General features: G+C 55.7%; 20 protein-coding genes. 12 read left to right on the forward strand and 8 right to left on the reverse strand.

From position 1 onward, the window contains the following. Positions 1-154: 154 nt before the first annotated feature. Positions 155-472 (forward strand): TusE/DsrC/DsvC family sulfur relay protein, encoded by a 318-nt coding sequence (locus JCM12178_RS03385; RefSeq protein WP_054648761.1) that lies wholly within the window; start codon positions 155-157, stop codon positions 470-472. An 84-nt stretch (positions 473-556) separates the two neighbouring features. Here JCM12178_RS03385 and JCM12178_RS03390 read toward each other — a convergent pair whose 3' ends face one another. After that, positions 557-1,030 carry a phosphatidylglycerophosphatase A family protein gene (locus JCM12178_RS03390; protein WP_054648763.1) on the reverse strand — a complete coding sequence of 158 codons (474 nt, stop codon included), beginning with the start codon at positions 1,028-1,030 and terminating at the stop codon, positions 557-559. A gap of 95 nt (positions 1,031-1,125) precedes the next feature. Here JCM12178_RS03390 and JCM12178_RS03395 point away from each other — a divergent pair, with 95 nt between their 5' ends. Beyond that, positions 1,126-1,512 carry a hypothetical protein gene (locus tag JCM12178_RS03395; protein ID WP_054648765.1) on the forward strand — a complete coding sequence of 129 codons (387 nt, stop codon included), beginning with the start codon at positions 1,126-1,128 and terminating at the stop codon, positions 1,510-1,512. Positions 1,513-1,562: 50 nt separating this feature from the next. Here the strand turns inward: JCM12178_RS03395 and JCM12178_RS03400 are convergent, their stop codons facing one another. The 3 genes from JCM12178_RS03400 to JCM12178_RS19240 form a co-directional block, all read right to left on the reverse strand. Next, complete coding sequence (locus tag JCM12178_RS03400) at positions 1,563-2,147, reverse strand: DJ-1/PfpI family protein (RefSeq protein ID WP_054648767.1); 585 nt, start codon at positions 2,145-2,147, stop codon at positions 1,563-1,565. 125 nt (positions 2,148-2,272) lie between these two features. Further along, positions 2,273-2,830, reverse strand: a complete 558-nt coding sequence (locus JCM12178_RS03405) for a hypothetical protein (RefSeq protein ID WP_054648769.1) — start codon at positions 2,828-2,830, stop codon at positions 2,273-2,275. Between the two features lie 182 nt (positions 2,831-3,012). After that, positions 3,013-3,258, reverse strand: coding sequence for a GNAT family N-acetyltransferase (locus JCM12178_RS19240; protein ID WP_245628587.1), 246 nt, complete (start codon positions 3,256-3,258; stop codon positions 3,013-3,015). Positions 3,259-3,941: 683 nt separating this feature from the next. On the opposite strand from JCM12178_RS19240, the gene JCM12178_RS03415 reads away from it, so the two are divergent. Continuing rightward, on the forward strand, positions 3,942-4,451 hold the full coding sequence (locus JCM12178_RS03415; RefSeq protein ID WP_054648771.1) for a GNAT family N-acetyltransferase: 510 nt from the start codon (positions 3,942-3,944) through the stop codon (positions 4,449-4,451). A gap of 201 nt (positions 4,452-4,652) precedes the next feature. Then, on the forward strand, positions 4,653-5,375 hold the full coding sequence (locus tag JCM12178_RS03420; protein WP_054648773.1) for a DUF6125 family protein: 723 nt from the start codon (positions 4,653-4,655) through the stop codon (positions 5,373-5,375). Positions 5,376-5,510: 135 nt separating this feature from the next. Here the strand turns inward: JCM12178_RS03420 and JCM12178_RS19245 are convergent, their stop codons facing one another. Together JCM12178_RS19245 and JCM12178_RS19250 are read right to left on the reverse strand one after the other, a co-directional pair. After that, positions 5,511-5,861: a DUF362 domain-containing protein gene (locus JCM12178_RS19245; protein ID WP_245628588.1), complete on the reverse strand. Its 351-nt coding sequence runs from the start codon at positions 5,859-5,861 to the stop codon at positions 5,511-5,513. 15 nt (positions 5,862-5,876) lie between these two features. Continuing rightward, a complete protein-coding gene (locus JCM12178_RS19250) occupies positions 5,877-6,224 on the reverse strand; it encodes a flavodoxin family protein (RefSeq protein ID WP_245628589.1) in 348 nt (115 codons plus the stop codon). 230 nt (positions 6,225-6,454) lie between these two features. Between JCM12178_RS19250 and JCM12178_RS19255 the strand changes: the two genes are divergently transcribed. The 4 genes from JCM12178_RS19255 (at position 6,455) to JCM12178_RS17550 (ending at position 8,849) form a co-directional block, all read left to right on the forward strand. Next, a complete protein-coding gene (locus JCM12178_RS19255; RefSeq protein WP_245628590.1) occupies positions 6,455-6,664 on the forward strand; it encodes a helix-turn-helix domain-containing protein in 210 nt (69 codons plus the stop codon). 56 nt (positions 6,665-6,720) lie between these two features. Continuing rightward, complete coding sequence (locus JCM12178_RS19260) at positions 6,721-7,035, forward strand: TetR-like C-terminal domain-containing protein (RefSeq protein ID WP_245628591.1); 315 nt, start codon at positions 6,721-6,723, stop codon at positions 7,033-7,035. 432 nt (positions 7,036-7,467) lie between these two features. Continuing rightward, positions 7,468-7,959, forward strand: coding sequence for a hypothetical protein (locus JCM12178_RS03435; RefSeq protein WP_054648775.1), 492 nt, complete (start codon positions 7,468-7,470; stop codon positions 7,957-7,959). 233 nt (positions 7,960-8,192) lie between these two features. Beyond that, a complete protein-coding gene (locus JCM12178_RS17550; RefSeq protein WP_083465714.1) occupies positions 8,193-8,849 on the forward strand; it encodes a NeuD/PglB/VioB family sugar acetyltransferase in 657 nt (218 codons plus the stop codon). A gap of 109 nt (positions 8,850-8,958) precedes the next feature. On the opposite strand, the gene JCM12178_RS03440 is transcribed toward JCM12178_RS17550, so the two are convergent. Continuing rightward, complete coding sequence (locus JCM12178_RS03440; protein WP_054648791.1) at positions 8,959-9,579, reverse strand: Maf family protein; 621 nt, start codon at positions 9,577-9,579, stop codon at positions 8,959-8,961. A 172-nt stretch (positions 9,580-9,751) separates the two neighbouring features. Between JCM12178_RS03440 and JCM12178_RS03445 the strand changes: the two genes are divergently transcribed. From JCM12178_RS03445 to JCM12178_RS03460, 4 genes are all read left to right on the forward strand, one after another. Continuing rightward, positions 9,752-10,081, forward strand: coding sequence for a flagellar motor protein MotB (locus JCM12178_RS03445; RefSeq protein WP_054648777.1), 330 nt, complete (start codon positions 9,752-9,754; stop codon positions 10,079-10,081). Beyond that, on the forward strand, positions 10,051-10,431 hold the full coding sequence (locus JCM12178_RS03450) for an OmpA family protein (protein ID WP_054648779.1): 381 nt from the start codon (positions 10,051-10,053) through the stop codon (positions 10,429-10,431). The genes JCM12178_RS03445 and JCM12178_RS03450 overlap by 31 nt, the downstream gene beginning before the upstream one ends. Before the next feature lie 36 nt (positions 10,432-10,467). Next, positions 10,468-11,361: a motility protein A gene (locus JCM12178_RS03455; protein WP_054648780.1), complete on the forward strand. Its 894-nt coding sequence runs from the start codon at positions 10,468-10,470 to the stop codon at positions 11,359-11,361. 90 nt (positions 11,362-11,451) lie between these two features. Continuing rightward, positions 11,452-12,453, forward strand: coding sequence for a glycosyltransferase family 2 protein (locus JCM12178_RS03460; protein WP_054648782.1), 1,002 nt, complete (start codon positions 11,452-11,454; stop codon positions 12,451-12,453). Between the two features lie 76 nt (positions 12,454-12,529). Here JCM12178_RS03460 and JCM12178_RS03465 read toward each other — a convergent pair. Then, positions 12,530-13,032 (reverse strand): aldehyde ferredoxin oxidoreductase C-terminal domain-containing protein (locus JCM12178_RS03465; protein WP_218185623.1); only part of this gene is annotated, 503 nt, incomplete at its 5' end.

Below are 13,032 nucleotides of genomic sequence, written 5' to 3' on the forward strand. Positions count from 1 at the left end.
GTTGACAAAACACGGAAAGTGACATTATACACTGGCTCAGACTTCGTAACGCAATGAAACGAGTCACCAAACAGCGGATCGCTGTTTACGGATAAGGATAGCCCCCGGGATATTCCGGGAATAATGTACGTAAGTATCCGTACAGGAGGAAAAAATGGCTGTTGTTGAATTTCAGGGTAAATCTTTCGAAGTCGATGAAGACGGTTTCCTGCAGCGTTTTGAAGACTGGACCCCGGAATGGGTCGAGTACGTGAAGGAATCCGAAGGCATCAAGGACATGACCGAAGACCACCAGAAGGTCATCGATTTCCTGCAGGACTACTACAAGAAGAACGGCATCGCTCCGATGGTCCGTATTCTTTCCAAGGTCACCGGCTTCAAGCTGAAGCAGATCTACGAACTGTTCCCCTCCGGACCCGGTAAGGGAGCCTGTAAGATGGCTGGCCTGCCCAAGCCCACCGGCTGCGTCTAGTTCGCTGCCAATTGCGTGGAATTCAAAGCGGGAGTCGAAAGGCTCCCGCTTTTTTTTTGTTCGATTTCCGGTGAAATCTGAAAGCTAGAACACCCAGCGGATGATGCCCAGCGAGATGGCGGCATAGGCTCCGGCGGCCACGTCGTCGACCATGACGCCGAGCCCGCCCTTGAAGGCCGTTTCCATCTGGCGCACCGGCCACGGCTTGGTGATGTCGAAGAGGCGAAACAGGCCGAAGCCGAGCAGGTAGCCGATCGCGGAGAGTTCCGGAAAGAGAGCGTATGCAGCCCAGAGGCCGAGGACTTCGTCGATGACCACGCATCCGGGGTCCTTGCGGCCCATGATGCGTTCTGATTCCCCGGCTGCCCAAGTGCCTGCAGCCAGCACAAGCAGCAGGACCGCAATCCGGCCCGGCAGGTTGAGCGGCATGAACAGCACCGGCGCGAGCAGCATTGCCGCCAGTGAGCCCCATGTGCCGGGGGCGGGTTTCAGGTAGCCCGAGTAACCAAACGTGGCGACGAATACCGCAAGTCTGTCTTTGTTCTGATCGTTCATCATTGCGAAGGTGTACCTGTAAAATCCGGGACAGGGCAAGCGGCAATGGCCCGGATTTCCTCTTTCTCTTCCAAGCCTGTCATGTTAGACGGCCCCGCATGTTGAGCAAATATCTCATAGCATGGTTTCCCATGATCCTCATTGCCATCGCCAACGGGACTGTGCGGGAGTTCGTCTATGGCCCGCGCATGAGCGATCTGGCGGCGCATCAACTTTCGACTTTCACGGGCATCGTGTTGTTTGCGGCCTATACTTGGGCGCTCGCTGTCTGGATGCCTCTTGCAAGCGCAGGACAGGCCCTCCGGGTCGGACTCATGTGGCTGGTGATGACCATCGCCTTCGAGTTCGTCTTCGGCAGGTATGTGGCCGGGCACTCGTGGGCCGCGCTGTTTGCGGATTACAATATCTTCAAGGGCCGCGTCTGGGTGCTTATCCCCGTGGCCGTCTTCATTCTGCCGTATCTTGTGCATGTGATGCGCCGGTAGCGCCAAGCAGACAAAAAAAGGGACGCCTCGTGGCGTCCCTTTTCATTATTCTAGGGTGTGATTGTGGTGCCGAGCAGCTCGACGTATTTTCTCATCCATTCGGGATGCGCGGGCCACGCTGCGGCGGTGACGAGGTTGCCGTCCACGTAGGCGTCGCTGAAGGTCTCGTTCTGGCTGATCCAGGTGCCGCCCACCATTTCGATGTCCGGCTTCACCGCAGGGTAGGCCATGCAGGAACGGCCCTTGAGCACGTTCGCGGCAACGAGCACCTGCTGGCCATGGCATACCGAGGCGACCGGCTTGTTTTCATCAAAGAAATGGCGGGTGAACTCCAGCACCTTGTCGTTCAGACGGATGTATTCCGGTGCGCGTCCGCCGGGGATGACCAGTCCGTCGTAATCGGCGGGGTCGACCTTGTCGAAGTCGTAGGTGAGCATGAAGTTGTGCCCACGGCGCTCAACATAGGTCTGGTCTCCTGCAAAATCGTGCACGGCGGTCTTGATGAACTCCCCGGCTTTCCTGTCCGGGCAGACAGCGTGCACCTCGTGGCCGACCATGGTCAGCATCTGAAAGGGCACCATGACTTCGTAGTCTTCCACAAAGTCGCCGACGAGCATGAGAATCTTCTTGGACATAACGCTCTCCTGCGTTTTCTGGTTCAAGGAATCGGCAGAAGTATAGCGTATTATGTAATGTATGCAAGAGAAGAGCGCGCCTTTTCGGGAAAAGACGCGCTCGTTGAATGCATTGTCGCAGTGAACTACTTGAAGGAGCGGGCAAAGAGTTCCCTGATGGCGTTGCGGCCGTTTTCTTCAAGGAAGCGGGTGCCGGTGCCGCAGAAGTGCGGGTGGGCAATGACCGGAGCATCGACGGATGCCCACTCGGCCTTGTCATGGTCCCAGATAAACCAGCCGTCGCGGACCTGACCGTAGGCGTAGAGCGGTTTGTTGCAGATCTTGGCGAATTCGGCGCCCCAGCCGGTGCCGCCCTTGATGGTGCCGTCTTCCTGCAGGGTGCCGACCACGAAGACTTCATGGCTGCTGTCCACCTGATACATGATGGTCTGCAGGACCGAGCGCATCAGCTTGGCGTTGGTGAATTTCCTGTGCAGGAGGTTGGAGACGTAGGTGAGGCTCACGTCTTTCTTGGCGAGTTCTTCCGGGGTCAGGGGGCGCAGACCGCGCGTGCGGGCCGGGGAATGGCCTTCAAAGGTGAAGTTCACTTCGTTGAGGCCGTACTGTTCAGCCATTTCGCCGAAAAATGCTTCCGCGCCCTGGGCGCCGCCGCTGAACAGGGTGTATTCCTTGGGATCTGCCACGAGGTACTCCTTGTGTTGGTAGGTTTCGGACGCGAGGTCCGGTCGTCATCGTGTATGCGATCGGCCGTACCGAATGCTGCCGAGCCGTGCTCCATCGCTCATAACGCGATGGTTCGTCAATACTAATTTCACATTCGTCGGGAGAATACCATGCAGATGCAAGGTTTCGTCAAGTATTCGTTTCACTCGCCGTGGTTCCGCAGCGGGAGCGCCATTTCGTGCCACTGCACGCCGCCGTGTTCGCTGTCCGAGAACCCCCGATCCTTGAAGCCGAACCGGGAGTAGTAGCCAACGAGTTCGTCCTTGCAGAGCAGCAAAACCGTCTCGCGCCCCTGTTTGCGGGCGTCGTCGGCAAAACGGCGAAGCAGCGCCCCGGCGATTCCCCGGCGGCGATAGTCCGGCAGGACGGACAGGCTGAATATGACCATGTTTCGCCCGTCTTTCTCGTGGCCGACGAGTTGCTTGAAAGCCTCGTCCGTGATGTCGTCCTTGTTCGTGGCGCCGCTGTTGATCTGGCCAGCACGGTGCCGTCTATTTCGGCCACGAGGAACCCTTCGGGAAAGGTCTTAATCCGTTTTTCAATGCCTTCCCGAGTGGCCGCTTCATCTGGTGGGAAACAGGCCGTCTCGATGCGTAAGCAGGCGTCCAGATCGTCAGGGCGGACAGTGCGGATGAGAGAGGATTCGGTCGTCATGTGCTGCTCTTGTTCGTGTCTGATGGTGAGTGCCGGGCCGTGACCATGTGTATGTCAAACGGTGCCATTTTGCCAATCGAAATGCGCGGTGGTTCAGATCGTTGCGGCTGTTCTTCTTGACCGGGGCTGCGGCCGGGTATATTCCGGTACGCGGATGAAGACAATTCATAATTCCATATCAAGCGTGGAGCTTGCTCCGGCGGTTGCGGCCTAGGCACGCACCCCGCAGGTTTCCGCTTTTCCTGCATTCCCTGACGGCAGGGCGCGTCTTGCGGCGCGGCTCTCCTCAGCGGGTCTTTTGTCGTGTCCTTGCCGCGACCGTTTTCATGTCGACGTTTCAGGTTTCGTCACGCACTTGAACTAGCCGGTGCTGGCGACATCAGGGTATCCAGAACGTTTGCGCAAGGAGCAGACATCATGATTATACGAAATGAACACGCTGCCGACCTCGGCAGCATCACCGAAATACACTACGCCGCATTCAAGGACCATCCGCAGCATGAACCGGGAGCCGAACCAACCGAGCATCGCATCGTGGAGCGTCTCCGTGATGCCGGGGCGCTGGCGTTTTCACTTGTGGCCGAAGTCGGTGGCGAACCCGTCGGGCACATTGCCCTTTCTCCGACCCTTATAGGCAATGACTCTTCGGGTTGGTTTCTCCTTGGTCCGGTCGGCGTCCAGCCCGAGCATCAGGGCAAGGGCATAGGCTCTGCGCTTGTGAGGGAGGCGATCCGGCTGATGCGCGAGTCAGGTGCCGCCGGGATAGCCCTGATCGGCAATCCCGGCTTTTATGGCCGCTTCGGCTTTGTCTGCCGGGAGGGGCTGACCTTCAAGATCGTGCCGCCGGAATACGTGCTGGCGCTTTCATTGAACGGCAGTGACCCGCAGGGCGAAGTGGGGCACCACGAAGCCTTCGGGCTGGATTGATAATGATATGACAACGGGAAGGCCGAAAGGTCTTCCCGATTTTTGTAAGGACTTCATGCCACCTGATGCAGGTCTTGGTCAGGATGGTGTTACGCTGCTTGGGCCCCCTTGCCATTGGTTTCAAAATCCCTGTAAGTTGGTTTCAATTTGAAAAAGCGCTGAAGCGGGCATCACGCCTCGCAACAGTAAAGGAGCAAGCTGATGAAAAAGTTGGGATCGGCCCCTGCAACGGGTCTTGAGGACATAACGGAGATCATCCGCCAGCTTGCTTCGCATTACGGGCTGTGGCTTGCCGAGACCGTTCACCAGTTGGGCCTTGAGGCTGCCCTTGATGCGGAAAAGCAGAGCGGCGACCTGTTCTTTTCCATTCTCACCGGTAAACTGGAGCGCGCGCTAGGCGTGGACCTGAAGGAGCAGTGCGCCGGGGTGGACCCGGAGACGCTGGACAAGCTGGGCATGGCGCTTCGTTCCGCATGGCTTGCCACCGACGGTGTCTGGTTTCAGGCCGTTGAGCGCAGGGCTGGCATGGATGCGGCCAAACGGGTGAACGACACCTGCTGGTCCCGTTTCGCTCCGCTTGAGGCGCGCCGGGCCAAGGACATCCTCGGACTGCCGGAAAACGGCGGGCTGGACGCGCTCAGACAGGCGCTCGGCGCACGCATGTACGCGAGCCTGAACCGCTGGGAGTTCGTTGAAGAGACCGAAAATTCCCTTGTCTTTCGCATGACCGAGTGCCGGGTCCAGACGGCCCGCAAGCGCAAGGGGCTCGACGACTATCCGTGCAAATCCGGCGGCACCACCGAATACACCACCTTTGCGCGGGAGATCGACTCTCGGCTACGTTGCGAGTGCGTGGGCTGCCCGCCTGACCCGCATCCCGAGGAGTGGGTCTGCTCGTGGCGGTTCACGCTTGTTGACGAATAGCCGTGCGCATGGAACTGCCTGTGAAGAAAAGACGATTGTTTTTGTTTCTCATCTGTGTATGACTCTTCATAGGGGCTCCCGTCTGGCGTGGGGGTGATCCCATCATAGTGACGGATAGAAGCTTCTAAGCCAACCTTACAGAAACAGTTCAGGCTCTCTCCTCTCCTTGAAAAGACTGTTGAGCCTGTGGGCTGCATCCATCACCGGACCGGGCTTCATGGTTCTGGCATTTTGGGGGCAACTCTTAATGCATGCACAGCAGGTGAGGCATTTGACCTGATCGATCCGGGAACTGTCTTGCGGGTCGACTGCGCTCTGCGGACAGACTTTGGCGCACTTGCCGCATTGAACACATTGTTCACTGACTTCGATGAAATCAACATCCCATAGCGTGGTAACACCCTCATAGGGGTACGAGCCTGCTACATTCAGCTCTGGCAGCTCTGAAAAATCGGAAATTGCATCCAGTTTTTCCTTGATCCTCATGCCGAACTGCGCGGCCTAAGCAAGGTCGTTTTGGTCAGGTCGTCCCTGTGCTGTAGGCGTTTCCGGGCTTGAGAACGAATGCTCGCCGACAAAGGCCGCCCCGGCAACCGGAATACATCCCCGGGACTGAACGATGTCTTTCAATTCGAGCAGGGCATTTTCGTACGCGCGGTTTCCGTACACGACGACGCAAATCGCAGGGGTGTTGTCAGCTTCAATTCTGTTCAGCCAGTCACCAAGCAAAGCCGGAACGCGGCCCATGTAGACCGGCACCCCAATGACCAGAAGCGCGTCATTTGAAAGGGTAAGTGACCGCTTGCGGCCAGCAGGTAACGTTATGTCAACGTATTCCGGAGCATTCATGCCGGATGCCTTTGCGATCTCACAAAGCGTTTTTTTTTGTTGTTCCAGTGGGGGAAAAGTAAACCACTTTCGTTTTGTTCAGGTTCATTTTTAATCCTTTCATCTTATCATGACTGTTGAAGACTATTCACACTGAAGTTATCTTAAGTTACGAAACGTAACGTAATTAAACTTGCCAAGGTATGTCAAGCATGGCACAAGACCTTTCAGCAAAGTGAGGTGAGGATTTGATGAAAACGAGAGTTGGACGCCCCAGAAGCGAGAAGTCCCGGGAGGCTGTATTGGCGGCAACCCATGCCCTGCTCGGCGAGGGGGGGAGGTTGACCTTTGAAGCAATCGCAAAGCGGGCCGGAGTGGGCAAACCCACCATCTACGCTGGTGGCCTTCGCTGGCGGATATTGTTCTGGAAGCGCTTCTCTCTCAGGCAGATGCCGAGATAAAGGTTTCACGCTCCTCAAGCCTGCGGGATACTTTGCAGGATTTCCTCAGGCAATCAATGCAGGCCATAACGGCCGGTGCGGGCACCCACCTTCGGTTTCTGATGGCTCAGGCACAGCAAGACGAGGCGTTTCGCGTTCGATTCAGGGAGAAGTTCACGGCTGAACGGCGCAAGGTCTTGCGTTCGATCTTTCAGGATGCTGTGGAGCGCGGGCAGTTGGACAAGCGGCAGAATCTGGACATTCTGGCAGACATGGTCTTCGGGGCAATGTGGTACCGTCTCATGCTGGGTCACTTGCCCATGGACGAACTCTTTGCCGGCGAGTTGGCTGAGACTGTTGCCAAACTCGTTCAGTCTCACGCTGCGGATTGAGATAAAGAGGACACTTGATTCTTCCGTCTGGACCTCTGAGCGGGTAACGCGGTTTCGAAGTGGACGAGCATAAGAGACACACGGTCCACACATCGATCTTTTGAGAGCGCCCTTATTTCGTTTGGGGCACAACCGCTCCCCGCTCCGACCGCACATCCACCAGCCTCGCCACAGGGAGGCCCACCACCTTGAATAGAATGGCAAAATGGTAAACCTTGTCATTACTAAAGATTAATATCGTAAGGCATAGTTGAGTGGAGACTTGTGTGAGAATCCCAAACGGAGTAAAGTATGACAAGAAGCTGTAAGTATCGGATATAGTTATAGTGTGTATTGGTTGCCATAATGGCAAAATCTTTGAGGTTTGAACTGGTACTCGTGCAAGTCTTCTAAAAGAATTGCACCTTACATTACAGAATCCTGCAAGTTTTCATGAATTCAAATAAAAAAGCTTTCCTAAAAAGTATCAGGTACTATGAAAATGACTGGTTGACCATTTTAGCAACGTTGGCGGCCTTTCTCTTTCTTTATACAAGATTCTTCAATGATGAGGGGTGGCACGTAAATAATCCCGTTGAATCCACGACGCTGAGCATTGTCGTTGTGATTGTTCTGCATTGGATCATGCCGCTTTTCTTTATTTTATCTGGTATGAGCCGTGGATATGCATTCAAGTCGAGAACTACTTTGCAATATTTCTCTGACATAGTTGAACGGCTTATGATTTCGTTTTTATTAATTTTTTTTGCGTCAGGCATTCCTGTTCAAGGCTGGATCGAGCGTGTAACGCACAGTGCCTTTTCGGGTTCTTTCATTGAGTTCTCCCCCCCCCACGATTTCGATGGGTTTTATGTTTTTGGCGGCAACTTCGCATGGATGCGGCTTCACCTTTGGTACCTGCTCATCTATTTTTGTTTTCCGTAGCCACTCTTCCGCTGTTTCGATTTTTCAACCTCAAAGTCCTGCAGAAGTTTTTCTTGTCAATTGATTCATCCTGTAGTCCATATTTGCTGGATTTGGGTATCAGTGGCAGGCGGGCCAGCTGGGGTAGGAGGTCCTAGTGTCCCATAAAGGATTAGCCCCCAGAAACATCGCCTCCATGGACACTGTAAGTAAAGAAAAACGCTTTTTTAGCTACACGCTATGCAAGGGTTAAAATGATTAAAGATATAATAATAATTGGCACAGGTGGAAATTGTATCGATATCGTCGATGCGATTATCGACATCAATAAATCATGTGCCAAGTACAATATCCTTGGCTTTTTAGACGACAATCCAAATGTACAGGATAATGTAATCTTTGGGATTCCTGTCCTTGGCACTCTTAAGGACGCCTGTAATTTCCCTGATTCTTTATTCGTGAATGGAATTGGAAGTGAATTTAACTATTATAAGAAAAGTGTTATTATCGCCAAGACTGGGATTGGTATAGAAAGATTCGAGACGATCATCCATCCCTCTGCATCAATATCTAATTTTTCACATATCGGTTCCGGAACTGTTATTCTTCAAAATGTTACCATTGCTTCTAATGTTTCTGTTGGTAACCATGTTATCATTTTGCCAAATACTGTTTTAAGCCATGACGATAAAGTCGGCGACTACTGCTGCATTGCTGGAGGGGCTTGCGTTAGTGGCGGATGCAGCATAGGAGACTCTGTTTATATAGGCACGAATGCGGCAGTTAGAGGTAATCTGACCATTGGCTCTGAAAGTCTAGTTGGAATGGGGGCTGTGGTTACCAAGGATGTTCCACCCAGGGTTGTCGTTGCGGGATGCCCGGCAAAAAAAATCCGAATGGTATACTTTTAAAGCCATCCTCTTTTCAGAGAATTGAAGCAATAGCCCTGTCCAACAAGTGGGATTCAAGTGGGAATCTGATGGGGAGGTTGCCAGGAAAACCCGGCGATGCGGGGGCTTTTCAAGCTTGTGTTGGAACGATAACTCCCCAACTTCCTAACACTTCTAATACTTTAGCCACAGGCAAACCCACCACATTCGTATACGACCCCGTTATTTCGCGAACCAGAAACGTTCCGATACCCTGAATCGCGTAGGCTCCGGCCTTGTCCGTGGGCTCTCCGGTGGCGATGTAGGCCAGTAGTTCGTCGCGGCTTGAATTGCGCATGACTACGTCGGTGCAGGCGGCAAAGGTCTCGGCCTTTCCGTCCGGCATGATGACGCTTACCCCGGAAACAACTTGATGCGTCTTGCCGGAAAGGGCGGTCAGCATCCGCAGGGCGTCCTCATTGTCCTTGGGTTTGCCCATGATCTCGTCATCCAGCGCTACCACTGTGTCAGAGCCTATCACCACCTCGTCGGGGCGGCGTGAAGCCACCTCTGCGGCCTTCATGTGCGCCATTCGCTTGGCGTAATCCACGGGCGTTTCGCCTTTCTCCGGGGCCGGTTCCTCGGCCTTGCTGACAACGACCTCGAAGCTGATGCCGAGGTTTTCAAGAAGCTCGCGCCTGCGCGGGGAGCCTGAGCCGAGGACGATGGGGGCAAGGGCCTTGAACGGCCCGCTCTTTGTTTCGTTCTGCATGGCGGAGTCATAGCGCATCCCGTCCGCGAGGCAAAGCCCGGACTGCTGTCGGGAAACCGTCAGTCCCTTGGCGAAGGCTATGTTGTGATTTAAGAAAATCAGTCTAAACAGTTGGTTGCTGATGTGGCAGATTTTTTGCTTCATGTAAGGCGAAAACCGATCCGGAGGAACGATGAAGGAATACTTCGCCGACATGCACGCCGATCCGCTGGCGGTTGCCGTAACCGAAGAGCAGGGCGGCGACTGGTCCACATCGTGGGCAGACCTGATGATGGTCATGTTCGTGCTGTTCACCGTGCTGTTCGTGTACGCCAGCAGCAAGACAGACCTGAAGGTGCTGTTCAGCCCGGAAACTGCCGGGCGGGCCATGGAGACGAGCTCCATCGATCCGCTTCTCGGTCTTATCGGCAACATATCGGGACTGGCCGAGTCCGGCAACGCGGTCAAGGGGCCGGTCGCTATGCCGGAGAGATGGTCTACAAGGCCCGCGACAACGCCGTGACGGTCATGCGCGAGGGCGACGCCCTGCGGATCACCATGCGCGGAGACGTATTTTTCCTGCCCGGCGGTGAAACCCTGCAGCCCGGTGCGGACGACTATCTTGATGAGATCGGCGACATTATTCGCCGCACGCCCGGCAACGCCATGGTCGTGGGGTACGCCGATCCTTCGGAAGCGGGCGGGGCCGACAGCTTCGGCCTTTCGGCCCGGCGCGCCGAGGCGATCGCTGCGCGGCTGATGAAGCGGTACGGCATGGAGCCGTGGCGCATCGCCGTTACCCGGACGCGGAGCCTTTGCGCCCGACGTCCCCGGCAACATGGAGTCAAGCGCGGAACTCAACCGCCGCGTTGAAGTCATCGTGATGACGAGATAAGGGAGGTTCTGAACATGAACATCAAAAGCACCATCGGAACCGGAATATGCCTCCTGATTTTCATCGGGAGCTTCCTCATGTCGGGCAGCGCGTCCGTCTACTGGAATCTGGCCGCGTTTCTCGTGGTCCTGTCCGGTGTGGGTACGGCCATGATGCTCGGCAATCCGCTTGAGCGAATCGTGGATGCCTTCCGGGCAGCAAGGAGGTCTTTCGGCACCGACTTCGCGTCCCACGGCGACATCGTTCGCACCCTGCTGGACCTCTCGGTGAAGAGCAAGGTGGACGGCGTACTCTCGCTGGAAAAGAAGGAACGCGAAGCCACAAGCTCGTTTCTCAAGAGCGGCCTGATTCTTCTGGTGGACAACTACTCGGAAGAGGAAATTCGTGACTGCCTTGGCGCGGAGATGCACTTCTTCAACATGCGACAGGGCCGCAGCGAGCGGGTATTCCGCACCATGGCACGCATGGCTCCGGCCTTTGGGGTCGCGGGTAGTGTCATCGGTCTTGTGGGCATGCTCATGGGCCTCAACGACACCGCCGCGATTCTGACGCACATCCCGGTCGCGCTCATCTCCACGCTGTATGGCCTCGTTATCGGCAACCTCGTTTTCGCGCCGGTGGCCGAGCGGATCAACGACACCACCCGGACCGAGCTGCTGAACCAGAAGCTCATCATGGAAGGGGTCATCGCCATCAGCAAGGAGCAGAATCCGTACAAGCTGGAGCGCAAGTTGGCTTCGTTCCTGCCGCCTGAAGAGCGCAACGGCAATGTCGAGATGCTGCGTGGGATCACCCGCAAGTACATCGAGCGGCGCAAGAAGGCCGCAGAGCCAAAGGATGTGCCAGAAGGCGCTACGGAGACCGCAAGGCCCCAGACCAAGACAGAACCTGTCGCGGAAGCTGTCTAAGCACGGATTGAAGCACGAAGACCATAGTACACGGGCGGAGAACCCTCCGTCCGTGTTCACGTTCCAACGAATACGAATGCGGAGAATCTGATGTCTCAAGCAGAGTCCGAAGCACTTATATCCGTCGTCCTGCCGACCAGAGACCGGCCGGACGACCTGCAAAACGCTTTGAAAAGCCTTGGCGCGCAAACGTATGACCGGTTTGAGGTCGTTGTGGTTAATGATGGCCGAACCGATGTCGCCGACATAATCTCCGACTCAGTGCTTTCTGAGCGGGGCGTTCCGATCCGTCACGTCTGGAACGAGTGCGACACTGGGCCGTCCGCTGCCCGGAACAGAGGGCTGGAGGTGGCGCAGGGGGATGTCATCGCTTATCTGGATGACGATGATTTTTTCAAGCCGAATCACCTTGCAGTGCACGCCCGTCAGTACGCCGAAGGGGTGGCCGACGTGGTGTATACGGATGCCAGCCGGTGCCGTATCGACATGGTGTGCGACGAATCGGTGTCCGTCTCGAACGAAGTGGTTTTCTCTCGGGACTTCGATCCGGACGCGCTGCTTGTCAGTAATTATATCCCCATGATCTGCTTGAGCCATCGTCGTGAATGTATTGAGTATTCCGGTATGTTCGAGGAGTCCCTTTCATCGCTGGTGGACTGGGATTTCTTTATCCGACTGGCACATCATTACGACTTTCTGCATCTTCCCGAAGTCACTGGCGTGTATGTGGAAAACGCAAGCGCAGACAGTGTTCAGAAGGAGAACAGGGGCTGTTTTTTGCAGAACCTTGATACGGTTTACAGCCGTTCGGACTGGCTCATGAAGGATGATCCGGATCGCAAGGAGCGTATATGGGAAATGCGGCTTCGATATGTTGCTGGAATCATATATGAAACAGGGCTGTATTTTGAGTCCGCTGGGGAGACGCAGAAGGCGTATGATGTTTTCCGGCAGGCTATTGAGACCGATGCGAAGCCGGAGTATCTCATTGCGCTTTCGCGAGTGCAGAAACTCTTGGGGCAGTATGACGAGGCGTTTGTGTCCATGCATCTCGCGCAGCAGAGCCGGGAGCTATCGGAAATGCGAGTGTGATGGCGTTTGCTTATAAGGAAAAAAAGGGAGCGGCCGGTTGGCCGCTCCCTTTGCTTTTGTGCTGTGGCGAGGGTGACTAGTCGACCTTGGCGCCCTGCATTTCTTCGGCGCTGAAGTCCCATGCCACGTTGTGCGGGGGCAGGGCTTCGGTGGTGAAGAAGCGCGGCAGCTGGTCGTCCTTTTCGGTGAACCCGGCGCGCTTGTTGAATTCCAGCTCGTCCTTGAGGCAGTTCACGCCCATGGCGAGGAATTCGTCGGCAGTGAACTTGAGGCCGGTGTGTGCGGCAACGGTGTCGCACATGGCCTGCACGCCGTTTGCGTCGTCAAGCACGGCAAAGGCCACGAACAGGCACAGGCCGAGGGAGTCGATGGCAGCGGTGGCGATCTGCAGGTTCTTGGAGACCTCCACGTTGCCTTCCTTCTTGTGGCCGTCGATTTCGCCGCCGACCTTGAGGACGTTCTGGCAGACCGCGTAACCAGCGGTGTGGTCGCCGCCCATGGGGGTGGTGGCGTAGGTCACGCCGACACCCTTGACCGCGCGGGGGTCGTAGGCGGGCAGGGACTGGCCCTTGACGGTGG

This window comes from Salidesulfovibrio brasiliensis JCM 12178 (genome assembly GCF_001311825.1).
GTDB classification, from domain to species: Bacteria; Desulfobacterota; Desulfovibrionia; order Desulfovibrionales; family Desulfovibrionaceae; genus Pseudodesulfovibrio; species Pseudodesulfovibrio brasiliensis.

Coding starts and splice junctions, on each gene's coding strand:
- JCM12178_RS03400 (WP_054648767.1), bottom strand. CDS start 2,147: ATGTCCAAGAAGATTCTCATGCTCGTCGGCGACTTTGTGGAAGACTAC.
- JCM12178_RS03395 (WP_054648765.1), top strand. CDS start 1,126: ATGTTGAGCAAATATCTCATAGCATGGTTTCCCATGATCCTCATTGCC.
- JCM12178_RS19260 (WP_245628591.1), top strand. CDS start 6,721: ATGCAGGCCATAACGGCCGGTGCGGGCACCCACCTTCGGTTTCTGATG.
- JCM12178_RS19240 (WP_245628587.1), bottom strand. CDS start 3,258: ATGGTCATATTCAGCCTGTCCGTCCTGCCGGACTATCGCCGCCGGGGA.
- JCM12178_RS17550 (WP_083465714.1), top strand. CDS start 8,193: ATGATTAAAGATATAATAATAATTGGCACAGGTGGAAATTGTATCGAT.
- JCM12178_RS03460 (WP_054648782.1), top strand. CDS start 11,452: ATGTCTCAAGCAGAGTCCGAAGCACTTATATCCGTCGTCCTGCCGACC.
- JCM12178_RS03385 (WP_054648761.1), top strand. CDS start 155: ATGGCTGTTGTTGAATTTCAGGGTAAATCTTTCGAAGTCGATGAAGAC.
- JCM12178_RS03390 (WP_054648763.1), bottom strand. CDS start 1,030: ATGATGAACGATCAGAACAAAGACAGACTTGCGGTATTCGTCGCCACG.
- JCM12178_RS03420 (WP_054648773.1), top strand. CDS start 4,653: ATGAAAAAGTTGGGATCGGCCCCTGCAACGGGTCTTGAGGACATAACG.
- JCM12178_RS03415 (WP_054648771.1), top strand. CDS start 3,942: ATGATTATACGAAATGAACACGCTGCCGACCTCGGCAGCATCACCGAA.
- JCM12178_RS03435 (WP_054648775.1), top strand. CDS start 7,468: ATGAATTCAAATAAAAAAGCTTTCCTAAAAAGTATCAGGTACTATGAA.
- JCM12178_RS03445 (WP_054648777.1), top strand. CDS start 9,752: ATGAAGGAATACTTCGCCGACATGCACGCCGATCCGCTGGCGGTTGCC.
- JCM12178_RS03455 (WP_054648780.1), top strand. CDS start 10,468: ATGAACATCAAAAGCACCATCGGAACCGGAATATGCCTCCTGATTTTC.
- JCM12178_RS03440 (WP_054648791.1), bottom strand. CDS start 9,579: ATGCAGAACGAAACAAAGAGCGGGCCGTTCAAGGCCCTTGCCCCCATC.
- JCM12178_RS19245 (WP_245628588.1), bottom strand. CDS start 5,861: ATGAGGATCAAGGAAAAACTGGATGCAATTTCCGATTTTTCAGAGCTG.
- JCM12178_RS19250 (WP_245628589.1), bottom strand. CDS start 6,224: ATGAATGCTCCGGAATACGTTGACATAACGTTACCTGCTGGCCGCAAG.
- JCM12178_RS19255 (WP_245628590.1), top strand. CDS start 6,455: ATGAAAACGAGAGTTGGACGCCCCAGAAGCGAGAAGTCCCGGGAGGCT.
- JCM12178_RS03450 (WP_054648779.1), top strand. CDS start 10,051: ATGGTCTACAAGGCCCGCGACAACGCCGTGACGGTCATGCGCGAGGGC.